General features: G+C 32.5%; 19 protein-coding genes and 1 riboswitch. Of the genes, 7 read left to right on the forward strand and 12 right to left on the reverse strand.

The window, feature by feature from the left end; translation table 11 throughout:
* The 5 genes from LQ673_RS13225 to metK form a co-directional block, all read right to left on the reverse strand.
* On the reverse strand, positions 1-5,462 hold a 5,462-nt coding region (locus LQ673_RS13225), incomplete at its 3' end, for a putative Ig domain-containing protein (protein WP_239745083.1).
* A 236-nt stretch (positions 5,463-5,698) separates the two neighbouring features.
* On the reverse strand, positions 5,699-6,541 hold the full coding sequence (locus LQ673_RS13230) for an aldo/keto reductase (RefSeq protein ID WP_037589697.1): 843 nt from the start codon (positions 6,539-6,541) through the stop codon (positions 5,699-5,701).
* A gap of 28 nt (positions 6,542-6,569) precedes the next feature.
* Positions 6,570-7,952: an NAD-dependent succinate-semialdehyde dehydrogenase gene (locus LQ673_RS13235; protein WP_191836737.1), complete on the reverse strand. Its 1,383-nt coding sequence runs from the start codon at positions 7,950-7,952 to the stop codon at positions 6,570-6,572.
* 59 nt (positions 7,953-8,011) lie between these two features.
* A complete protein-coding gene (locus LQ673_RS13240) occupies positions 8,012-8,923 on the reverse strand; it encodes a nuclease-related domain-containing protein (protein ID WP_037589699.1) in 912 nt (303 codons plus the stop codon).
* 839 nt (positions 8,924-9,762) lie between these two features.
* Complete coding sequence (gene metK, locus LQ673_RS13245; protein WP_025905541.1) at positions 9,763-10,956, reverse strand: methionine adenosyltransferase; 1,194 nt, start codon at positions 10,954-10,956, stop codon at positions 9,763-9,765.
* A gap of 103 nt (positions 10,957-11,059) precedes the next feature.
* A riboswitch (SAM riboswitch) is annotated at positions 11,060-11,171 on the reverse strand.
* 182 nt (positions 11,172-11,353) lie between these two features.
* On the opposite strand from metK, the gene pckA reads away from it, so the two are divergent.
* Positions 11,354-12,955 (forward strand): phosphoenolpyruvate carboxykinase (ATP), encoded by a 1,602-nt coding sequence (gene pckA / locus LQ673_RS13250; RefSeq protein WP_126477961.1) that lies wholly within the window; start codon positions 11,354-11,356, stop codon positions 12,953-12,955.
* A gap of 21 nt (positions 12,956-12,976) precedes the next feature.
* Here the strand turns inward: pckA and LQ673_RS13255 are convergent, their stop codons facing one another.
* Both LQ673_RS13255 and ytkD read right to left on the reverse strand, forming a co-directional pair.
* Entirely contained in the window at positions 12,977-13,753 is a 777-nt protein-coding gene (locus LQ673_RS13255; RefSeq protein WP_239705168.1) for an alpha/beta hydrolase family protein, read from the reverse strand.
* Positions 13,737-14,201 (reverse strand): RNA deprotection pyrophosphohydrolase, encoded by a 465-nt coding sequence (gene ytkD / locus LQ673_RS13260; protein ID WP_191836734.1) that lies wholly within the window; start codon positions 14,199-14,201, stop codon positions 13,737-13,739. The genes LQ673_RS13255 and ytkD overlap by 17 nt, the downstream gene beginning before the upstream one ends.
* 66 nt (positions 14,202-14,267) lie before the next feature.
* Between ytkD and LQ673_RS13265 the strand changes: the two genes are divergently transcribed.
* Both LQ673_RS13265 and yidD read left to right on the forward strand, forming a co-directional pair.
* Positions 14,268-15,053, forward strand: a complete 786-nt coding sequence (locus tag LQ673_RS13265; protein WP_025905545.1) for a hypothetical protein — start codon at positions 14,268-14,270, stop codon at positions 15,051-15,053.
* 10 nt (positions 15,054-15,063) lie between these two features.
* Positions 15,064-15,288, forward strand: a complete 225-nt coding sequence (gene yidD / locus LQ673_RS13270; protein ID WP_025905546.1) for a membrane protein insertion efficiency factor YidD — start codon at positions 15,064-15,066, stop codon at positions 15,286-15,288.
* 178 nt (positions 15,289-15,466) lie between these two features.
* Here the strand turns inward: yidD and menC are convergent, their stop codons facing one another.
* From menC to LQ673_RS13290, 4 genes are all read right to left on the reverse strand, one after another.
* The gene (gene menC / locus LQ673_RS13275) at positions 15,467-16,465 is read right to left on the reverse strand and encodes an o-succinylbenzoate synthase (protein ID WP_191836733.1); all 999 of its coding nucleotides are present in this window, start codon (positions 16,463-16,465) and stop codon (positions 15,467-15,469) included.
* The gene (gene menE, locus LQ673_RS13280; protein ID WP_191836732.1) at positions 16,452-17,861 is read right to left on the reverse strand and encodes an o-succinylbenzoate--CoA ligase; all 1,410 of its coding nucleotides are present in this window, start codon (positions 17,859-17,861) and stop codon (positions 16,452-16,454) included. Before menE ends, menC begins: the two co-directional genes overlap by 14 nt.
* A 116-nt stretch (positions 17,862-17,977) precedes the next feature.
* Positions 17,978-19,144 (reverse strand): MFS transporter, encoded by a 1,167-nt coding sequence (locus LQ673_RS13285; RefSeq protein ID WP_191836731.1) that lies wholly within the window; start codon positions 19,142-19,144, stop codon positions 17,978-17,980.
* A 141-nt stretch (positions 19,145-19,285) separates the two neighbouring features.
* Positions 19,286-20,125 (reverse strand): DegV family protein, encoded by an 840-nt coding sequence (locus LQ673_RS13290; RefSeq protein ID WP_126477956.1) that lies wholly within the window; start codon positions 20,123-20,125, stop codon positions 19,286-19,288.
* A 362-nt stretch (positions 20,126-20,487) separates the two neighbouring features.
* Here LQ673_RS13290 and LQ673_RS13295 point away from each other — a divergent pair, with 362 nt between their 5' ends.
* Together LQ673_RS13295 and LQ673_RS13300 are read left to right on the forward strand one after the other, a co-directional pair.
* The gene (locus LQ673_RS13295) at positions 20,488-20,919 is read left to right on the forward strand and encodes a GNAT family N-acetyltransferase (protein ID WP_126477955.1); all 432 of its coding nucleotides are present in this window, start codon (positions 20,488-20,490) and stop codon (positions 20,917-20,919) included.
* 20 nt (positions 20,920-20,939) lie between these two features.
* Positions 20,940-21,809 (forward strand): DMT family transporter, encoded by an 870-nt coding sequence (locus tag LQ673_RS13300; protein WP_196308298.1) that lies wholly within the window; start codon positions 20,940-20,942, stop codon positions 21,807-21,809.
* Between the two features lie 69 nt (positions 21,810-21,878).
* On the opposite strand, the gene LQ673_RS13305 is transcribed toward LQ673_RS13300, so the two are convergent.
* Positions 21,879-22,553: a type 1 glutamine amidotransferase gene (locus LQ673_RS13305; protein WP_191836396.1), complete on the reverse strand. Its 675-nt coding sequence runs from the start codon at positions 22,551-22,553 to the stop codon at positions 21,879-21,881.
* Between the two features lie 380 nt (positions 22,554-22,933).
* Between LQ673_RS13305 and LQ673_RS13310 the strand changes: the two genes are divergently transcribed.
* Both LQ673_RS13310 and LQ673_RS13315 read left to right on the forward strand, forming a co-directional pair.
* The gene (locus LQ673_RS13310; RefSeq protein ID WP_051575450.1) at positions 22,934-23,374 is read left to right on the forward strand and encodes an NUDIX domain-containing protein; all 441 of its coding nucleotides are present in this window, start codon (positions 22,934-22,936) and stop codon (positions 23,372-23,374) included.
* Between the two features lie 293 nt (positions 23,375-23,667).
* The gene (locus LQ673_RS13315) at positions 23,668-24,747 is read left to right on the forward strand and encodes a 3'-5' exonuclease (protein WP_191836397.1); all 1,080 of its coding nucleotides are present in this window, start codon (positions 23,668-23,670) and stop codon (positions 24,745-24,747) included.
* The last annotated feature ends 7 nt before the right edge of the window (positions 24,748-24,754 follow it).

The raw sequence follows: 24,754 nt of genomic DNA on the forward strand, positions 1-24,754 counted from the left end.
TTTCCACTATTATCTTGACCATTCAATGTTATATCTTTGATTGGTGTGTTTACTTCTGTTGTTTGGTCTTCAATAGAATCTACCGTTGGTGGCAATGTATCTTCAACTGTTATTGTGAATGTTGTTTCTGTTTTGTTGCCTGATTCGTCTGTTGTAACTACTGTTACATCATAGCTACCTACTGTTGTTGGTGTGCCTGAGATTGTATTTGTTTCAGAATCATATGTCACGCCTTCTGGTAATCCTGATACTTCATGTGTCACTGGTTTTCCACTATTATCTTTGCCATTCAACTTCACATCTTCAATTGGTGTATTCACTTCTGTTGTTTGGTCTTCTACTGGGTCAACATCAGGTGATGTTGTATCTTCAACAGTAATTGTGAATGTTGTTTCTGTTTTGTTTCCTGACTCATCTGTTGAAACAACCGTTACGTCGTAACTGCCTACTATTGTTGGTGTGCCTGAGATTGTGTTTGTCTCTGGATCATATGTCACGCCTTCTGGTAGTCCTGATACTTCATGTGTCACTGGTTTTCCACTGTTATCTTTACCGTTAAGTGTTATATCCTCTATTGGTGTATTCACTTCTGTTGTTTGGTCATCCACCGGATCAACATCAGGTGCTGTTGTGTCTTCTACTGTAATCGTGAATGTCGTTTCTGTTGTATTACCAGATTCATCTGTTGTAACTACTGTTACGTCGTAACTGCCTACAGTTGTTGGTGTACCTGTGATTGTATTCGTTTCTGAATCATATGTTACACCTTCAGGTAGCCCTGATACTTCATGTGTCACTGGTTTTCCACTGTTATCTTTACCATTTAACTCGATACTAGTAATTGGTGTGTTTACTTCTGTTGTTTGGTCTTCTACTGGGTCAACATCAGGTGATGTTGTATCTTCAACGGTAATTGTGAATGTTGTTTCTGTTTTGTTTCCTGATTCATCTGTTGTCACAACTGTTACGTCGTAACTGCCTACAGTTGTTGGTGTACCTGAGATTGTATTCGTTTCTGAATCATATGTTACACCTTCAGGTAATCCTGACACTTCATGTGTCACTGGTTGGTCACTGTTATCTTTACCATTCAATGTTACATCTTTGATTGGCGTATTTACTTCTGTTGTTTGATCTTCTACAGGGTCAACCTCAGGTGCTGTTGTGTCTTCTACTGTAATCGTGAATGTCGTTTCTGTTTTGTTTCCTGATTCATCTGTTGTCACAACTGTTACGTCATAACTTCCTACCGTTGTTGGTGTGCCAGAGATTGTGTTTGTCTCAGAATCATATGTCACGCCTTCTGGTAGACCTGATACTTCATGCGTGACTGGTTGGTCACTGTTATCTTTAACATTCAACGTTACATCTTTGATTGGCGTATTTACTTCTGTTGTTTGATCTTCTACAGGGTCAACAACTGGTGCTGTTGTGTCTTCAACTGTTATTGTGAATGTCGTTTCTGTTTTATTACCAGATTCGTCTGTGGTAACTACTGTTACATCATAGCTACCTACTGTTGTTGGTGTACCTGAAATTGTATTTGTCTCAGGATCATATGTCACACCTTCGGGTAGTCCTGATACTTCATGTGTCACTGGTTTTCCACTGTTATCTTTGCCATTCAATTCAATATTTGTAATTGGTGTATTAACTTCTATTGTTTGATCTTCAACCGGATCCACTTCAGGTGCTGTCGTGTCTTCTACTGTAATCGTGAATGTAGTTTCTGTTGTATTACCTGATTCATCTGTTGAAATTACTGTTACCTCGTAACTGCCTACCGTTGTTGGTGCGCCTGAAATGGTATTTGTTTCTGGATCATATGTTACACCTTCTGGTAAGCCACTTATTTCATGCGTAACAGGTTGACCACTGTTATCTTTACCATTTAACTCGATACTAGTAATTGGTGAGTTCACTTCTGTTGTTTGATCATCCACCGGATCAACATCAGGTGCTGTTGTATCTTCTACAGTTATCGTAAATGTTGACTTTGTTTCATTACCCGCTTCATCTCTTGTTACAACAGTAATATTATAATCACCAGTTTTGGTTGGTGTGCCTGAAATTGTTTTTGAAACTTCATCATACACGACGCCTTCTGGTAGGCCGCTTACAATATGAGATACTGGTTGACCACTGTTATCTTCTCCACTTAATGTAATATCAGTTATCGGTGTGTTTACTTCTGTTGTTTGATCTTCTACAGGATCTACTGTTGGTGGAATAGTATCCTCTACTGTAATCGTGAAAGTCGTTTCTGTCGTATTACCTGACTCATCTGTTGAAACTACTGTTATATCATAATTACCTACAGTTGTTGGTGTACCTGAAATGGTATTCGTTTCTGGATCATATGTCACACCTTCAGGTAGTCCTGATACTTCATGTGTGACTGGTTGGCCACTATTATCTTTACCATTAAGTGTAATGTCCTCGATTGGTGTATTTACTTCCGTTGTTTGATCTTCTACAGGATCCACTGTTGGTGGTAATGTGTCTTCCACTGTAATTGTGAATATTGTTTCTGCAGAATTCCCCGCATCATCTCTTGTTACTATTGTAATTTCATAATTTCCTGGAGTTGTAGGTGTACCTGATATTGTTTGTGTTGCTTCATTATAAGTTACACCATCTGGTAGTCCCGTCACATCATGTCTCACTGGATCTCCACTATTATCTTTACCAGTTAATTTAATATCTGTTATTGGTGTATTTACTTCTGTTGTTTGGTTATCTACTGGATCTATTGTAGGTGCTGTCGTATCTTCTACTGTGATTGTAAATGTTGTTTCTGTTTCGTTGCCTGCTTCATCACTCGTTATAACAGTCACATTATAGTTTCCAGCTTTTGTTGGTGTACCTGAAATTGTATTTGTTTCTTCATTATAAGTCACACCGTCTGGTAAACCAGTTACATTATGAGTCACTGGATTTCCACTGTTGTCTTTGCCATTTAAAGTAACATCGGTAATTGGTGTGTTCACTTCAGTTGTTTGATTTTCAATTGGATCCACAGTTGGTGCTGTTGTATCTTCTACTGTAATTGTAAATGTCGTTTCTGTTTCGTTATATACTTTATCTGACGAAATAACAGTTACTTCATATGTTCCTGCTTTTGTAGGTGTACCTGAGATTGTATTCGTTTCTGAATTATATGTAACACCATCTGGTAAACCGAATACGTCATTTCGAACTTTTTCACCACTATTATCATTCGCATTAATAACAATCGGATCTATTGCCGAATTTACTTCTGTTGTTTGATTATCAACTTTATCAACAACGGGTGGTGTCGTGTCATCAACAATTACACCTGATGAGTTATTACTTGATGGTTTACTTTTTCCTATTTTAGATTGGCTACTTCCAGAAGCAATATTGCTTGCACTTAATTGTATTGTACTTTCAATAAAAGTTTCAGGAACAAATGGTTTACTTGTTTCAGAATTCACTACGATTATATATGTGCTATTCGTATTTCCTAGATCTATACTTATAGTGCCGTCACTATTAAAGATTATATTATGTGAAGATGATACATCAACATAAGTGACATTCTTATCACTTCCACTTTGATTCAATGTATTCCTATCAGTAACTTTCAAAATTTGAACTTTAGTAATATCTTTATTAAATTGGCTAATGACATCTGGATTTTTTTCACTGCCCATAAATGGAGTTATTTTAACCTTGGCATTATTTAAAGTCCTAGCTTTTCCGTTTACTGTATATGTTGTGTTATATGGATTATGATCATCTACTTTTTCTTGAACACTAGAATCTTGATATAAATCTAAATTTCGTGCATCAGTTGAATATTCTATTTTTCTTGTAGCATTATATTCTGAATCACCAATTTTTAAATTCAAGTTATAGTTATCTGTTTTGGTTGCTTCTTTAAAATTGATTAACCCTAAGAAATCAACGTGTGCACTAGTGTTTTTATATTTTTCTATATTATCAGTAAACTTGAATGTAAATGAATTATCGGCACGATTATAAGTACCTTTTGCATAAATACTATTTGCATCATTTCCTAATAGTATGCCATTATCTCTATCTGCAGATGTAGGATTTATTTCTTTAGGTATATGTACAGTAAAATAATCATTTCTTTTTACGTCATTCGGAATAGATATATCAAAACCTATTTCAAAAGCAGCACCTTTTTTCCATGTACCCTCTTCAAACTTAACATTACTAGATTTAATCTTGCTATTTACATCATCTCCACCTAATGGACTACCATCAGCTTTTGTTGCTTCTTTCTCCATTTTTGATGAAGATGCACTTAAAGCTTTTAAATTTTTATCAGTCTTACTTTTATTTTTTGATTTTTGGTCTATATCTTCTTTTTCTTTGTCTGTTAATGGCTTAGTCGTTTTTAAGTCTGTAGCATCAACATTTGTGTCTATATTATTATCATTTTCAGAGTCGCTTGTAGATAAATCATTGTTAGCAGTATCTGGTTGTTCACTATTATTATCTAATGGTTCTTCTTTTGTTGGTTCCTCTAAAGTCTCTTCTTCATTTGATTTTGGTTCTTCTGTTGTATCTTTGTTATCTTCTTTAGAATCTTCATTTGTTGAATTTTCATCTGATTTTGTTTTATCTTTTGTTGAGTTCTTGTCATCAGTTTTAGATAGATCTGTTTTTGAGTCTTTATCATTTGTTGGTTCTTCCGATGAATCTTCTTCAGTTGATTTTGGTTCCTCTATTGTATCTTTGTTATCTTCTTTAGAATCTTCATTTGTTGAATTTTCTTTTGATTTTTGTTCATCTGATGTCGGCTCTTCAGTCGTGTTTTCTTCAGTTGATTTCGAATCTTTATTCGTTTGTGGTTCTTCTGTTGATGGTTCTTCCGCTTCTTCTACATTAATGGTAAAAGTAGTCTCTTTTTGAACGCCTGAATCATTTTTCGAAATTACTGTTATGGTATAGTTGCCTACAGTAGTAGGATTTCCTGTTATTGTATCTGTGCTTGAATCATATGTAAGTCCATCTGGTAATCCTTGTACTTGATTCGTATTGTTCTCAGAACCTTCTACATTTATCTTTATAGGATTAATAGCTTCATTTGATTTCACAGTTTGATCGTTTATTGGATCAATTGTAAAGTCGCTTTGTTCCTCTTTATCTTCTTTAGCATTTTCTTCTGAAGTATTTGTTTCTGCTGTATCATTTTCTGTTGTTGGATTTTCAGTAGATGTTTTCTGAGTTAACTCTTGCGCTGTTTCTTCTTTAGTATTTGTTTCGTTAGTTTCATTTGATGTTTCTATATTCGTATTTGAATCTGCATTTGTAGTCGATTCTGTACTCTGACTTTCCTCTTTTAATACATTTGATTCTTCTGCATTTACGATATTTGGTGTGCTCAAATAAAGCATAGCACCGATGATTACTGACCCAGTTCCAACAGAAAATTTACGAATAGAATACCTGTTATTTTTAAACATTAAATACTTCCTCTCATATTTTGGATATAATAATAATTATTATAATAGTAACAAAAAATATAAGATATTAATATACTTATTTTGTAAATTCGAAATTATTACATACTTAACATTCAAAAAATTGGCATTTTCTAAAACGAAAATATTTATTTATCAAACTTTTTATTAATCAAAATATTTATTCTTAAAAATCAAAAAAGCCAACGAACCTCTATGATTCGTTGGCTTTTTATGAATTATTGACCAGTAAAGACTTCTGGGTCTGGTCCGATTCTTTCATCTTTATTTAAAGCATTTAATCTTGAAAGTTGATCTTCTGATAACTCAAAATCAAATACGTTTAAGTTTTCTTCAATTCTTGATGGTGTTACTGATTTAGGAATAACAACAATATTTTCATCAATATTCCATCTTATAATAACTTGAGCTGGTGTTTTACCTAATTCATTTGCAATTTCTTTTACAACTTCATCTTCCAATATTTGTCCATTCATTAAAGGAGACCATGATTGTGCAACAATTTTTTGCGCTTCTAAATAAGTTCTTAATTCTTTTTGAGTTAAGTATGGGTGACATTCTATTTGATTAATAACTGGTTTAATAGAAGCTTCTTGTAATAATGATTCTAAATGATGTACGTGGAAGTTACTTACACCTATGTTTTTAATTTTGCCTTCATTATATAAGTCTTCCATAGCTTTCCATGTTTCTGTGATAAGGTCTTTATCTTGGCCAGGCCAATGAATTAAATATAGATCTACATAATCTAAGCCTAATCTTTCTAAAGATGCTTCATATGCTGATTGAACATTCTCTCTACCATAATCTGTCATCCAAAGTTTAGTTGTAATAAATAAATCTTCTCTATTTAATCCTGTTGCTTCTAATCCTTCTTTGATACCTTGTCCAACTTTTTCTTCGTTGTGATAAGTTTGAGCTGTATCTATATGTCTATAACCACTTATAATAGCGTGTTTAACGGCTTCTCTACATTCGTCATTATTTTCTACTCTAAATGTTCCTAATCCTAAAGCTGGTATAGAATTGCCATTGTAAAACTCAATTATTTTCTGTGTCATTTTACTGCCTCCTAATTTTAGACGATACTTAAATTAAAATTGAAACAACTTTAGTTTCTAAATATGGTTCAATACCTTCTGAACCACCTTCTCTACCAAATCCACTTTCCTTCATTCCACCGAATGGAATATGAGCTGCACTTGGTCCGCCATCGTTCCAACCAATTACTCCATAATCTAAGTTCTCATACAACTTTATACCATTACTATAGTTTTCAGTAAAGAAATATGCTGCCAAACCAAATGGTGTATCGTTTGCTTTTATGATAACTTCATCTAAATCTTTATAAGTTTGAATTGGTGCTACTGGTCCAAATGTTTCTTCAACCATGATTTTCATATCGTCTGAAACGTCAGATAGAACAGTTGGTGTAATAAAATAACCACCATCCTTATAACTATCTCCTCCAGTAATCACGCGAGCGCCTTTACTTGTAGCATCTTCAATATGAGATTTAATTTTTTCAAAACCATCTGCATTAATAACAGGACCTATATCTGTTGATTCATCCTGACCATCGCCTACTTTTAATTTACTAACTTCTCCTCTAAGTGCATCTTCAAATGCCTCTTTAATAGATTCATGAACGTAAATTCTATTTGCGCATACACATGTTTGTCCTGCATTTCTAAATTTAGAAGCAATTGTTCCTTGAACTGCTTTATCTAAATCTGCATCTTCGTGAACAATCAATGGTGCATGACCGCCTAATTCAAGTGTTACTTTCTTCAATGTCGAACTAGATTGTTCCATTAATTGCTTACCTACAGGTGTTGAACCTGTATAAGTTATTTTTGAAATTAAAGGATGCTTTGTGAAAATTGCACCGACGTCTTTACCTGAACCATTTACATATTGGATAACACTTTGATCAAACCCTGCTTCATGTGCAAGATCAACTAATTTCATAGTTGTAAGAGGTGTATCTTGTGCTGGCTTACATATAAACGTACACCCTGCTGCTAATGCTGGTGCTGCTTTTCTAGTCATCATAGCTGCTGGGAAGTTCCAAGGTGTAATACTTGCTACAACGCCAACAGGTGCACGTGTAACGATAAGTCGTTTGTTATCAACATGTTCTGGAATGGTTCTTCCATAAGTACGTTTTGCTTCTTCTGCAAACCATAATATATAATCTGTCGCATATTTAACTTCGCCTAAAGCTTCTTTTAATGGTTTTCCACTTTCTTTTGTCATAATTAAAGCAATTTCTTCTTTATTTTCAAGAATCAATTCATACCATTTATATAACAATGCACTACGTTCATGAGCCGGTTTCTTTTTGTATGTTTGAAAAGCATCGTGTGCCTGTTCAATCTTGTTGTTAATATCTTCTTCCGTATTGTTCTTAATCGTTTCGATTACTTCACCAGTTGCAGGATTTTTAACTTCAAAATTTTCTTTTACCATACTTATAACCACCTTTTTTAGTATAAAAATAGCGCTACATAAAATGCAGCGCTTAGTTATTACGGGTTAAACTTTTCAATTTCATCCATAATTCTCTCAAGGTCTTCCACACTGTATTGGAATCTACCATGGAAAACAAATTTATTAAAGAAGTGTTGAAGTTGTTTTTCACCAACTAACACTTTAATGTTAGGGTCTTGAGAATAATTACTGATAGTTGCTTCACTTACTTCATTTGGATGGAAGTAAATAATTGGTGTCGGTGTATATTTAAGTTCTAACTGTCTTTGTAATTCTTCAGTTGTATTATCAACTTCTTTAACTTCGTCAGTATATGAATGGAATGCTGCAGTTTTATTATTTGATTGTTTTTCAAGTAATAACGTTTGTTCTTTGTTTGGGTTTAAATCCAATGTTTCAAAGACTTGTCCTAATACTGGAAAATCACTAAACTGCTGTTCTGTAATACCGTGATAGATATGACCACTTACTAAATTAGAGTCAATTACGTATATACCTGTTCTTGTTAAGACTAAATGATCAATTTGTCGAACTTTACCTAATGGATCTTTAGGTAAGAAGATATTTGCCATAATATGCATATCTTCAGGTCTAATTCTACGTTCGTTAACAAGTTGGTCTCTCAACTCTAATAAATGTCTATCAGTTATATATTCCCCTTCATTCTTAGAAAATAACTTTAATGAGTCAATTTCTCTTTCTTTTTGTGAAATTGCTTCTTGATGAGTTTCTTCTTGTTTCGTTAGAACCTTTTTATTTTCCACTCTTTCATGATCTAACTTTTCTTTATGTTCAGATTTAAGCGTCTCATTTTCTTTTTTATGAGCTTCTTGAATCTTATTCAAAGATTTTTGTTTCTGTTTTAATGAAACAAAGAATAATATAATAAATAGTATCGCAATAACGATCGCTGCGATTAATCCATAATGAATCGGTTCTAATTGACTCATAATTGTAGATCGCTCCCTTTCATATGTATTAATTCCATTATATTAAAAATTACAAATAAATTCAGTATATATCATGAAATATATTGATAATATAACGTAATTTCTTATACTTCATACATTTGAGTAGTTAAACCACACTTAAATAGTAAATATTTTATAAAAATTCAGTTCATTATGAACAACTTGACTTAAACTTGTTTGTAACGGAGATGTTGTGAACACTTTCGCCCAAACTTGTTTATAACGGGGGCGTTGTGAACACTTTCTCCCAAACTTGTTCGTAACGTGGGTGTTGTGAACACTTTCCTCCAAACTTGTTCATAACAGGTGCCTTAATTACAAAACTCACCCGAAGTGTTACTAAGGATAGCCATGGTTACAAAACTAGGTCGAAGTGTTACTATGGGCAGCTATAATTACAAAAGTCGCCTGAAGTGTTACTATGGACGGCCTTAATTACAAAACTACTCAGAAGTGTAATTAACGGTACCAGTATTTGCATTTCTAGCTAAAACTGCTAATAACGACCCCAGTATTTGCACTTCTCGCCTAAACTGCTAATAACGACCCCAGTATTTGCACTTTCACCCAAAACTGCTAATAACAACCTCAGTATTTGCACTTCTAGCCAAAACTGCTAACAACAACCTCAGTATTTGCACTTCTAACCAAAACTGCTAATAACACCCCCAGTATTTGCACTTCTAACCAAAACTGCTAATAACGACACCAGTATTTGCACTTCTCACCTAAACTGCTAATAACGATCCAACTTCCACCAAACCTAAAATAAAAAACTCTGCATAAATCCCGCAAGATTATATACAGAGCTTCATCATTTATTTTAATAAGTCTTTTAATAAATCTACTTTATCTAATTGTTCCCATGGTAATTGAACATCTGTTCTACCGAAGTGACCGTATGCTGCTGTCTTTTTGTAGATTGGTTGTCTTAAGTTTAACATTTGAATAATGCCTGCTGGTCTTAAATCAAATACTTCTCTTATTTTTTCTACTAATACAGTTTCTTCTACTTTACCTGTACCAAAAGTATCTATTGAAATGGATACTGGTTGTGCTACACCAATTGCATATGCTAATTGGACTTCACATTTATCTGCTAATCCACTTGCTACTATATTCTTAGCAACATATCTTGCAGCGTATGCTCCTGATCTATCTACTTTAGTAGGATCTTTACCACTGAAACATCCTCCGCCATGTCTTGCATAACCACCGTATGTATCTACAATGATTTTTCTTCCTGTTAATCCAGCATCTCCTTGTGGTCCGCCGATTACGAATCTACCTGTTGGATTAATAAAGAATTTAGTTTCTTCATCTAATAATTCTTTAGGTACGATTGGATAGATAACATGATCTTTAATATCTTGTTGAATTTTTTCTAATTCAATTTTTTCATGATGTTGTGAAGAAATAACGATTGTATCTACTCTAACTGGTTTATCATTTTCGTCATATTCAACTGTTACTTGTGTCTTACCATCTGGACGTAAATATTCTAAAGTACCGTCTTTACGTACATCTGTTAATCTCTTCGCAAGTTGATGAGCTAAATAACCTGGTAAAGGCATGTATGTTTCAGTTTCATTTGTAGCAAAACCAAACATTAGACCTTGGTCACCTGCACCAATTGATTCTATTTCTCTATCTGATAAATCATCTCTATCTTCTAATGCGCAATCTACACCTTGTGCGATATCTGGTGATTGTTCATCAATAGCTGTTAAAATCGCCATCGTTTGGAAATCATAACCATACTTCGCTCTTGTGTATCCTATATCTTTTACTGTTTGTCTAACTACTTTAGGGATATCTACATAAGTTGAAGTAGAAATTTCACCTGCAATTAAAGCCATACCAGTTGTTACTGTTGTTTCACAAGCGACTCTTGCTTTAGGATCGCCTTTTAATAATTCATCCAGGATCGCATCGGAAATTTGGTCCGCAATTTTATCTGGATGCCCTTCTGTTACTGATTCTGATGTGAAGAGTCTTCTATTCTTTGACATAAAAAATCTCCTTTAAATAAAGTTGTACGGTCTCTTCCTCAGCGCAAATAAAAAGTGCCTTCTCTCAATAAAGATATAGAGAGAAGGCACACTCGTCCATTCGCTCTTATCGTTCAGACAATATTGGTCTGCAAACGGTTTGGCACCTTTCTTTCATTAGAAAGAGGTTGCTGGGTTTCATTGGGTCCATGTCCCTCCACCACTCAGGATAAGAGAATCCGTCAGAAATGATAATACTAAAGTTTTCATAATATGTCAATGGAACGAAACACATTCAAATTTCTAAAAAAATTTTATAACAAATTTACTCATTAGTATAGACTATATATTTTAATGTGTTATACTAATTCCATGAAAATGCTTACAACATTAATATTAGACATGGGGGTCGTCATTTATGGCAATACAGTCAATTACCGAATCAATCGAACTTTCAAACCTTTTAAAGAAGGACACTACACTACAGCAACTTTCTAGAACTGAATTGTACAATCACATTCTAGAAGCAGGAGAAGGCGTATTAACAGAATCTGGCGCAATCAGAATGGAAACTGGTAAATACACAGGTCGCTCTCCTAAAGACAAATTTATCGTTAAAGAGGAAGATACTGAACAAGATATTGATTGGGGAACAATCAACCAACCTATCTCAGAAAGTAACTTTTTAAATTTATATGATCAAGTTATTGACTACTTAAACCAAAAATCACAACTTTATGTCTTTAATGGATATGCAGGTGCAGATGAATCATCACGTTTAGATTTACGTGTTATTAATGAGTTACCTTGGCATAATTTATTTGCACAGAACATGTTTATCCGCCCAGAAACTAAAGAAGAAGCACTTAATATCAGCCCTAATTTCACTGTTATTAGTGCACCAGGATTTAAAGCTGATCCAGAAAAAGACGGCACAAATTCTGAAACATTCATTATTACTTCGTTCAAACACCGTGTCATATTAATTGGTGGTACTGAATACGCTGGTGAAATGAAAAAAGGTATATTCTCAGTAATGAACTATTTATTACCTAAAAAAGGCATTATGAGTATGCACTGTTCAGCAAACGTAGGTTATAACAAAGATGTAGCTTTATTCTTTGGTCTATCTGGTACAGGTAAAACAACTTTATCTGCAGATCCTAATAGAAAATTAATCGGAGACGATGAACATGGTTGGAATGAAAATGGTGTCTTCAATATCGAAGGTGGTTGCTACGCTAAAACAGTAAGTCTTAGCCGTGAAAAAGAACCACAAATTTACGATGCTATCCGTTATGGAACAGTTTTAGAAAATGTTACCGTAAATCCTGATGGTTCAGTAGATTATGACGACACTACATTAACTGAAAATACAAGAGCTGCATACCCAATAGATTTTATCGATAATATTATTACACCATCAATAGCTGGTCACCCAAATACAATTATCTTCTTAACTGCAGATGCATTTGGCGTATTACCACCTATTTCTAAATTAGATAAATCACAAGCTATGTACCATTTCTTAAGTGGTTTCACTTCTAAGTTAGCAGGTACAGAAAGAGGCGTAACAAGTCCTCAACCAGTATTCTCAACATGTTTCGGTTCACCTTTCTTACCATTACATGCGACTGAATACGCTGAATTACTTGGTAAACTAATCGATGAACATAATGTAGACGTTTATCTTGTAAACACTGGTTGGACTGGTGGCGAATACGGTGTAGGTTCAAGAATGGACTTGAAACATACACGTTCAATGATTCGTCGTGCAATTAGTGGAGAAATTAAGAATTCAGAGTTTGTTAAAGATGAAATCTTTGGTCTTAATATTCCGAAACATGTACCAGGTGTACCTTCAGAAATATTATATCCACGTAATACTTGGGTATCTTCTGACGCATATGACGAAAAAGCAAAATTACTTGCTAAGAACTTTAAAGAAAACTTCAGTAAATTCGGTGAGTCTTCTGAGCATATTCAAGAAGAAGGCGGATTTACGTATAATCGCTTATAAAATATTAAAAGAGCTTGGGCCTTATTGGTCCAAGCTCTTTTCACATTTATACATCCATTCTTTAATTTGTAACAATGTTTGTTTTTCTATTTCTGGTCTTAAAACATGTCCTTCTCCACTTAAATAAATTGTTTGATGATCTACCGCTTCTTGCTTTAAATGTTCTTCTAGATGATATGCCATATTAATATTGACTTGTTTATCTTCATCACCATGAACGATTAATATAGGCGGACTATCTTTATGAATAGATTGCAATGCATTTCTACGTGCATATGCTTCATATAGCTTTTTAGGATGTCCAACCATTCTTTTTAACATCCCTCTTAGATCAATTCGTTCTTCGTACATCATTAGTAAATCTGAAACGCCACCCCATATAATATAACTCGTTGCTTTCACTTTTTGATACGTAAGTAAGCCTTGAATACCACCTCTAGAAAATCCAATCATATGAACAGGAACATTTGGGTAATGTGACTTTAATATTTCGATACCTTTTATAACATCATGAAGGTCATCACCACAAAATTCATCTCTACCTTCACTACCATTACTACCTCTGTAATAAGGTGCAAAGACAAGTGTATGCTTATCTTTAAATTGCGCCATACGACCTGGCCTCACTCTACCTACTTGTCCTTTACCACCACGTAAATATACAACGATGCGATTAACACGTTCATTTGGTGTCATCAACATGCCTCTGACTTTCAATTCATCCACTTCATATATCACTTCTTCAGTTAGATGATGATTAAAGAAAACTGGCATTTTTTTCTTACTGTAGAAATCCAAGTTTATACACCCTTTCAACGCACTTTAATATTGCTGTATCTTTTAAAAGAAAACTCTTCTCTTCTTCAGGTATATCATTGATTTCTTTAGCAATAACGGGTCCATAAGTTTCGAAATACGCTTTATTGCTATCAATAGATTCGACTTCAATAAAATAGACATCTTTATTAAACGGAATTGTATCATGTACAGTATATGAAGCTATAAACGTTATATTTTTAGCGATCGCACCCGTTTCTTCATATAATTCACGCTGAACAGCCTCTTTATTCGTTTCATTTGGTTCAACTTTCCCACCAGGAAATTCAATACCTCTTATCTTATGATGCGTTAACACATATTCATTATTAAAAATCGGAATACCTAGAACATGTTTCGCATTTTGTTGATCTGTTGGACATTTATATGCTAAATCAACATCCAATCCATTTGGATCTTTGTAGCGCATGATACACGACCTCTTTCTTCAATTATGATAAACTGTATATACATATTATTAGGAAGGTAGAAGATATTGAAAAAGTTAACCTTAACGACCTTAGTATTAACAATTACTCTTATTCTAGCAAGTTGTAGTCCAGAAGGTCAAAATAAATTTGATGATAGTAGCGATGCTATCGAAGCTTTTCAAAAAAACATTAAAAAAGTAGATTCACATTCGATTAAATCTAGTAACGAGACAACAGTTGATTTTCAAGATAAAAAAACAACGCTTAAACAACTGTCACATGGCCGAACAAACCACCATGATAAACTTGCATTTAATGTCGAACAAGAAAGTAATACAAAACAATTTCCAGTGCATAATAAAAGTGTTTGGATTGATTCAAACGAAATCAAATCCTCCCCTAAATCTAAGTATTTAAATTATCATGCAAAGAATGCCGAAATAGATTATTATCAAAAAATTGGACAAGATTGGTTCGATTTAACGACTTTTAATCAAAGTTTACTAAAACCTATTGAAGACGATGTCACTTTAGAAAATGATACCCTTTCATATGAAGGTACAGGTAAAGTTATGGAATATCTCTATCAACTAGGGTTTAGTCAATCACCATTGGCAGATCAAGCGTCATTAAGCAATATTAACGACTTAAAAATTAAAAGTGGTAAGTTTAAGCTTACATTCCAAAAAGACAAAACATTACCAAAAACGTTAACCTTTAACATTAAAGCAACTGGAAAAATTAAAAATGAAACGATTAACATCCATATGAAACAGACAACAGATTTCTATAAATTCAATTCCACTGATGTTAAACCATACCAGAACTTAACAAAAAACAATTATAAATAGGAGCATTGCTATGAAAAAAGTATTTATTAAATTAATACGCCTTTATCAACGATATATATCCCCATTGACACCTCCTACATGCAGGTTCCAACCTACATGTTCTAACTATGCTGTTGAAGCTATTTCAGAATATGGGGTTATTAAAGGGACATGGTTAGGTACGAAACGTATCTTAAAATGCCACCCATTTCACCCAGGCGGCTACGACCCTGTTCCACCTAAAAAAGATTCATAACATTTATTAAAAGGAGGCTGGGACATAATGTAATGTCTTAGCCTCTTATAGTATCTTGGCAGTAGATGACTGAATTGAAAATGCGCTTGTACCAAGCTTTTTTCAACTCTAGTCATCCTTGCCGGGGCGGGACTACGAAATCTTTTTATACAAATTAGATTTCTGTCCCGCTCCCCTTTTATTTTGTTAATTTATCTTTATCAACGATTGGTGGCACATATTTAATGAGATGACCATCAGTCTTTGCGCTATCAACAACGAAATCTTCCGTGAAGTAATAATCACTTGGCGTCACATCACTCGGATAAGAACTGTGCTGTGCTAAGTATGCAGTAAAGTAACTACTAAGCCCAAATTCATACATTCCACCTATGACATATTTAAGTCGATGTTCGTGACAATATTCAATAATTTCAAGTGCTTTATCTATCCCTCCAACACGTGAAGGTTTAATCACAACACCATCGATAAGATGTTGCTGATTAAATTGAATAATTCGCTCTAAATTTAGAGCACTTTCATCAATAAATACTGGTAACTCGAGCGTATTAACATGCTCAATATAGTCCTCAAATTTAGAAAATGGCTGCTCAATATATATAAATTGTTCATCTTTAAATGTATTTAATAAAGACACATGTTCATAATTCAACACTCCATTTGCATCAATCGCTCTTTGTATTTGCGGATAATGTTCTGTTAAAAAATCTATATCTCGATTAACTTCTTCATGCCATTTTAATTTAATTCTCGATGGTAATTCACCATTATATTGCTTGAAATATTGTTCAATATTTTGATTAATTGTTGCACCGTATGCTACTTCAATCGGCTTTAACTCATGGAATTTCTGAAAGAATATCATAGACATAACGCTACGTGCATTCGGGTATTTACTGAGTTCATCTATTAATTCACAACATAATGGATAACTATTAAAATCAACAAATTCATGTTTTTCAAACCATTTTAATAGAGTTTCTTCAACTTTATTTATTGTCTCGAAATGATACCAGTCACTATTAAACGCATTACATTCACCATAATACGCAGACCCATTCATGTCTTGCCATTCTACAATTAATACTTCTCGCTCATTTAATTCTATTAAAGGTGTTCGTATCGGTACTCTGAAAGGTGCTTTGAATCTATAGAAATGCAAACTATTTTTTCTCATTCATGACCCACGCCTTTACTTTATATCTTGAAAGTTTACCTGTTGAAGTTCTTGGTATTTCGTTTATTTTATAAAAGTATTTTGGGTGTTTATACTTTGCTAAGTTTGAATTGAATATATTTTTAAATGTATCATCTTGGATAGTCTGTTCCGCTTCATACACTAATGCAGGTACTTGCCCCCACTTTTCATCATCAACTGGTACAACAACGCAATTTTGAACGTCCGGATGATCTAATATCACATGTTCAATTTCAAATGGATAAATATTTTCTCCACCGCTAATGATTAAATCTTTTCTTCTATCATAAATATATACATAACCGGAATCATCTATTGATCCAACATCACCTGTTTTAAAATAACCATCTTCAAATGTTTCTGAATTCTGACTACCTGTTAAATAACCATTCATCACATTGCCACCATATACAGCGACTTCCCCATGTCCTTCTTCATTTTGATTTAAAATTTTGAGGCGAACATTTGAAGGTACTTTCCCTACTGTACTTGGTGCTTCACGTAACATCTCTGGACTTGCTGTCACAAACTGAGAGCATGTTTCAGTCATTCCAAACGAATTATAAATCGGTAATTGATTGTCTAACGCTTTATTAATCATCGTTTCAGATAACTTTGCGCCGCCTAATAATATTTTTTCTAATTGATATGGTTGTGTTAACGTATCTTGCATCAACCATTGTAATGTTTGAGGTACTAATGAAATATGTGTGATGTTCTCATTTTTAATTAAATGCATTACGCGATTTACATCAAATTTCGATTCTAAAATAAGTGTAAAACCTTCTATTAAACTACGTATTAACACACTTAAACCTGAAATATGGTAAATCGGTAAGACGGACAACCATCTCGTTGATTCATCATAGCCAAGACTTTCTTTACAACCCATTGCACTAAAATAATGATTTGAAAAAGTTTGTGGAACAGCTTTTGCAGGACCAGTTGTACCAGAAGTAAACATAATCGTCGCGATATCATCCATATTAAACGTAAAATCATGATCCACATGTTTACTGTCGTCTATATAAATATCCTCAATATCAATACAATTTTGCTTGATATTTAAAGGTTTAAACGTAAAGACCGTTTGAACGCCAATACTGTCCAATTGTTGTTCAATTTCGACTGGTGTTAACTTCGTATTAATCATAACCACTTCTACATTTGCTAACCAAGCTGCAATGATAAGTGATGCATGTTTAATATCATTCTTGATATATAATCCAACTCTTTTCAATTGAAGTTGTTTAATGTAATGTGCTTTATTTTTAGAATCATTAAATAGTTGTTCATAAGTTAATTCAACATCACCTTGTTGAATTGCAATTTTATGTGGTGCACGTAACACCTGCTGTTCAATCCAATGTTTCATCGTTTGGACCTCCTTATACCATTATTCATTATAACGATATTTTTGAATTTAAACATAAAAAATGCTTTATAATATCAAAAAACCTAGGCGATCAATTCACCTAGGTTTCCATCATATTAGATTGCTTCTTTTTCTCTTCTTTGCGTAACAAATCGTTCAAGTAATAAGAAGACAAGACCTATAAGTGTTAAAAATGGTGCAACTAACGCTAGATCCTTAACTTCTAATTGACTTACTACGATACCGCCGATGAACGCACCAAGCGCATTACCGATGTTAAATGCTGATTGGTTCATCGTACTAGCAAGCATTGGTGCATCTTGTGAAATGACCATACTTTTAAATTGTAATGATGGACTCATACTAAAGCCAATCAAACCAAATACAAAAATACCGACAACCATTAGCAAGCTATAGTTTTGAATAAAGTACATCATAAAGATATATATTGGGAAGACGATAAATATCGTATTCAGTGCTTTATTTAAATTCCAGTCTGCTAATTTCCCACCAATAATATTACCAAATGTTACACCAACACCGAATATAATAAGGACAAATGAAATCCAACGTTCTTCTATATGCGAAACATTGATTAATATTTGAGAAATATACGTGAAATAAGCAAATACACTACTGAATCCGAACAGTGTTACACCTAGTGTCAGCCAAAGTTTAACATCTTTTAATACACTCAATTCATTTTTAATTGAAATCGGCTGTGTATCTTTTTGGTTAGGTACAAATCGAATAATACCTATTAATGTTAATAGTCCTAGAACACTAATAATAATAAATGTCATTTTCCAGCCAAATATTTGCCCTACAAATGTTCCAAAAGGTACACCAATGATGTTGCTCATTGTTAATCCCATAAACATTAACGCCATTGCACTTGCTCTTTTATGAGGCGGTACCATACTTGCTGCTAGTATTGATCCAATACCAAAGAATGAACCGTGTGCTAAAGCGGCAATAATTCTACTTAACATAAGCGAACCATAATTAGGTGCAATACCACCTATCCCGTTACCTATTATAAAAATAGCCATTAATAAGACGAGTAAATTTTTTCGAGGTAATTTATAAGTCGCTAACACTATAATCGGTCCACCAATTGCAACACTCAGTGCATAACCTGTAATCAATTGACCCGCATCAGATACGGTTACATCAAGATCTCTTGCAATATTAGGTAACAAACCCATGATTACAAATTCAGTCATACCTATCGCAAAAGCACCAAGGCTTAGTATCCAAATCGCTAAAGGATATTTTTTCATGTCTCAACGCTCCTTTAATCTTATTATTTTAATCAGATTTATCCATATTAGTACTTTTGCTATGCAATTACAAGAGTTTTTTGGAATTTTGTATATAAAAAAACCTGAGAAATTAAATTCTCAGATTTTTAAACGTTTTCATTATTGAGTTTGTATCCAACCTATTCCAATCGTGCCATATCCCGTATGAACAGATGCTACTGGAACTAAAGGTTCGACATATACATTAACATCTTTATTTAAAGTTAATATGCGCTCTTTCCATACATGTGCTTCTTGCTCATTTCCAGCATGTAACACACCAATATTTGTAACACCTTTATCAATAATTTCTTTAATATGTGTGATTAAATAAGCTTCTATTTTCTTATTGCCTCTAGACTTAAGTTCTAAGTCGATTGTACTATTCTCTAATTTCAATAATAATTTAATATGAAGTAAGCTACTTAATAAATATTTGCTATTCGAAACCCTTCCACTATTCTTTAATTGTTGTAAGTTTCGTGGCAACAAATATAATTCACTTGTATGTTTAACTTCTTCTAACTTATTAACGATTTCTTCAAATGAATAGTCCTCGTCATAAAGTTTTCTACCATACTCGACCAACTCTTTTTGAGGAAAGCTTCCTGTTCCACTATCAATTACATGAATTTCCATAGGGAAAGATTGTGCTGTTGATAGCGATGATGCGTATGTGCCAGATAAACTACTAGAAGGATGAACCGCAATAACATGCGTATAACCTTCTTCTTGAATTTGCTCATACGTCTCTATAAAATCTTGAGGTGTAGGTTGAGCCGTTTTAGCACCATTACCATTTTCTTTTAACATATCAAAAAATAACTTTGAACTTTCAAATTCTGAATCTTTATAAGGTTTGTCATTAATAATTGTAGATAAAGAAACGACAAATAAATCTTTATCATCCATATTTTGATCAATATAAGTTGTTGTATCAATTAACCACGCTAATTTCATTACTTCCTCCATTGTATATACAATAAATGCATTCACTTTATAACTAAGTATTTTTAACCTAACTTAATTAATAACATATAATCAATATTGAAACAATTAAAAAAAGAACTGATAAGTTAAAGCAATCATATAATAATTACCACAAATATCATTCTAGTATAATAAATAGATAGATATACTGAAATTCCAATACTTTCATAACAATGAATCGAATGTTATTTCTATAAAAATCCTTAAAATTTACTATTAAAATATACCAAACATAAGATTAATAAGTTTATCAAAAATTCATAATAACCTATACGCATTTAACCTTCTTATGCTATCATTCTAATATTCACATCTAATTAGGAGTCATAACAATGAGCTTATTAAAAACTGAACTACAAGAGAAAGATTATCCACTTGCATTAAAAATTTGGGAACGCTCCGTACTTGCAACCCATCACTTTTTAAAAGAAGAAGACAGAATTGCATTAAAAAAAGAAATACCAACCTACTTTAAATACGTAGATGCAAATTTATGGCTTTACGATGGAGAAGCTGTAGGATTTTCAGGTATCAACGAAGATAACTTAGAAATGTTATTTATAGATCCAGAACATTTCAGAAAAGGATTTGGAACTGAAATACTTAAACATTTGCTGAAAGAAGATCATATCCAAAAAGTTGACGTAAACAAAGATAACGAACAAGCCTTGAACTTTTATATGAAAAATGGATTTAAACCATATAAAGAATCTTCACATGATGGACAAGGAAGAGATTATCCAATCATACATCTAAAATTATAATTTAAATTGAGGTTTTGCTTATGAATAAACAGACAAATATGTTATTACTTATTTCAATCATTGCAATTTCGCTAGCTGCCATATTAGTAAAGCTATCAAACGCCCCTTCTAGCGTAATAAGCATGAACAGAATGTTTATAGCAGTCATCTTGCTAGTACCCTTTGCATATCGATATAAAAAAGAAATCTTTAAATTAAGTCTTAAAGATTTTCTATATCTTGTATTAGCTGGTCTATTTTTAGCACTTCATTTCGGATTATGGTTTGGTTCATTAAAATTAACAACCGTTGCTAGTTCAACAGTCATATTATCTTTACAACCTATTGTTGCGATTATTGCAAGTTTCTTATTTTATAAAGAAAAAATAACACTAAAAGTTTTGAGTACAATTTTAATATCGTTTATCGGTGTTGTAATCGTAAGTTGGGGCGACTTTAATATAACTGACTTAACTGCAATGATTGGTAATATATTATCTTTATTAAGTGTTATATCAATAGTGTGTTACCTAATGATCGGAAAGAATGCAATGCTCAAACTCACACATTGGGTTTATAGCATCATCGTGTTCTTCTTCGCAGGCGTCTTTTTACTCATTTATAACATCATCACGCACGCTACATTAGTAAACTATTCAATGAAAGAATGGCTATTATTTATATCATTGGCCATTTTCCCAACAATAGCACATGTCATATTTAATTATCTCTTAAATATTATCAATCCAACAACCATATCAATGAGTATGCTATTAGAACCCATAGGCGCATCAATATTAGCAATATTTATATTGAAAGAATACTTAGGATACGTACAAATACTAGGTATCATCATCGTACTCGTAGGTGTGTATTTCTTCTTAAAAGCACAGAAAACTGAAGTATCATGAAAACATTTAAAGGCTAGGACTTATATAAAAAGTCCTAGCCTTTGTTTTGATTTGATATTAATAAATATATTATTTACTTTTTGTTATAAAATCTAATAATTTAAACATAACATCTTTATTTTCTTTAGGTACTTCATAGTCAATTATTTCTTGAGGTGTTTGATTCAATACAGAATCTACTGCATAAGAAAAGTCATTCGTAACAATTTCTTTAACATCAAAAGATCCAGGTTCAAAATGAAATTGTAAGCCAATAACATTATCTTTCAATAAGAATCCTTGGTTTGTTAAGTACTCACTTGAAAATAGCAATTCTGCATTTTTAGGAATTTGGAATGTTTCTTCATGCCAATGTAATGCCATTAATTCTTTAGGTAGATCTGGTATAGTATCACTTTCAAGATAAACTTTATCCCAACCCACTTCTTTTACTGGTGATTTACTCACTGTATAACCTATTGCTTTTGTTATTTGTTGAGCACCATAGCAAGCTCCAAACATTGGTTTGTTAGCTTTCAATAACTCTCTTATTAACTCTCTTTCTTTTAAAATCCAATCATCTGTATCATTCGGACTCATTGGACCACCCAAAATAATTAGTAAATCAGTTTCTTCAGCAGAAGGTAATACACCATTATAAAAATACGGATGATAAATATACAAATCATGTCCTCTTTCTTTAGCCCAATCACCTATTGATCCAACACCTTCATTTGGCGTATGTTGTAAAACATTTATTCTCATAAAATAAGCAACTCCTTATATAATTAACAAATTCTAATAACTATATTATAAGTCATTTAAGCAAAATAATGTGAATATCTTTTATTTTAGAAAAATCAAAGGCTAGGACTTATGTAAAAAGTCCTAGCCTTTGTTTTGCCCATATTTCGTAACAAGGTTACAATAAAAATAGTAAATAAAACGTTAAACCAAGTAATGCTATACCAGTGATATAGTTCAAAATCGTTCTGATCCTAATTTTTGTAATATTTGACAATGTGATCAACTCCAAATCTTATATTACGTATGATCTTAGCGAATTTATCTGTTATCTATCACATTGAATTATCATACTTTAACAACTCTATTATAATATATTTAACATTAAAGGAGTGATAAATTTGACAAATTTCTATAGAGTCATAAATGCTATTTTAATTAAAGAAAATGCTATTTTATTAGTTAAAAACGAATATAATAATGAATATTTATGGAGTTTACCTGGAGGCGTAGTTGAGCAAGGTGAGTTTTTGTATGAAGCTTTGATTAGAGAAGTATTTGAAGAAACAGGATTAACGTTAAATCAATACGAACTAGCATATATAGCTGAAAATAACATACCTATTGATAACGCTCATTGTTTAGTAACTTATTTTAAGTGTTTAAATTTCAACGGTGAAATATCTATTAATGATCCTGACAATGAAATTGTAGAATTAAAATGGGTCAACTTTAATGAAATTCAAAATTATATTATCAGCGAAGATATTTTAGTCCCTTTACAAAATTATTTATTTAAAGACAAAAAAGAGTATTATTTCATTGATGATTTGAGGTTTTAAATCATTAGTTCTTCATATATATAAGTCATACATAATCAATTTTACAAAAAAATTTATCATGAAAAATAAAAAAGTTCAATTTCAAAGGAATGATACACATGTCCAAATATACATTAGACAGCACATTTTTATACATGGCTCTTATGACTTTGCCACTTATTTTTATAATGCCTGTATTGTTTAGTGTTCCACTTGTTTTATTAATTTTTAGTATTAAAAAGAAAGAAGACTGACATGATTTTATAAATACTCTTGTTCACTAGCGTTATATAATTAGAAAGGGTGAAATGAAATTGAAAGCTAAAAAAATGGATAAAATGTTGTTTCAATCTAAATTCCCTGAAGTTGAAGTCTTACTTGAATCTGAAACATCAACAAAGATTGATAAAGAGTATGTAATAGGTTCAATTTTTGTGACAATACAAGAAATTATATTAGTGCAGCATAAAGCAAACTTAACTTTTCAAATCCCATGGTCAGAGGTTGTTTCATTAGATACAATAGAAAACTTTATTTCAAATAAATTAACTTTAGATTATGGTGAAAATCGAATGTTAACTTTTTCTTTTACATCGAGTGATCCAGTTCATGCAATTCAAGTATTTTACAAAACTTTAAAGCTAGAAAGAGAGATTAATCATTTTAACAATGATGATATAAAAGCACTTCAACATAAAAATGAACAATTGATTAAAGAAAATTTTCAATTAAGAAATGAAATTAATAAATTAAATGAAGAGAATCGCGCGCTTCTTGATAATATGCAAAATCAAAAATCTTATACATCACCCTATCGTGCGCCAAGAAGAACTTATGCTCGTTCAAATAATTCAATGGATTTAAGTTATACAAAAGTTCGTAAATTAACAGATTCCTTTATTGTTCTAGATTTCGAAACGACAGGTTTAAAATATAACGAAAACGAAATTATTCAGTGTGGCATTATTGAATATGAAAATGGAAAAATCATTAGTGAATATAATGAATACTTCAAACCAAGTAAACCAATAAGTAAAAGAATAGAAAAAATAACAGGTATAACAAATGAGTTTTTAGAAGATAAACCTAGTTTAGGAAAGGATAAATTAGAGGAATTATATAATATCATTAGAAGAAGAACGATAGTCGCACATAATGCACCATTCGATATGAAGTTCTTACTCTACCAACTTCAAATCAATGATATAGAATATGAGAAATTGAGAGTTATTGACACGCTCACTTTTTCAAGAAAACTAATCAGAGAAACACCTAATCACAAACTTCAAACTTTAAAAGAACATTTCAATTTAGACGATGGCGAATCACATAACGCAATTAATGACTGTAGAGCAACCGGGAACTTACTATTACTATTGATGAGTAGACAGTGATTATAAC

Origin of the sequence: Mammaliicoccus sp. O-M54 (assembly GCF_022386035.1) — a bacterium.
GTDB classification, from domain to species: domain Bacteria; phylum Bacillota; class Bacilli; order Staphylococcales; family Staphylococcaceae; genus Mammaliicoccus; species Mammaliicoccus sciuri_A.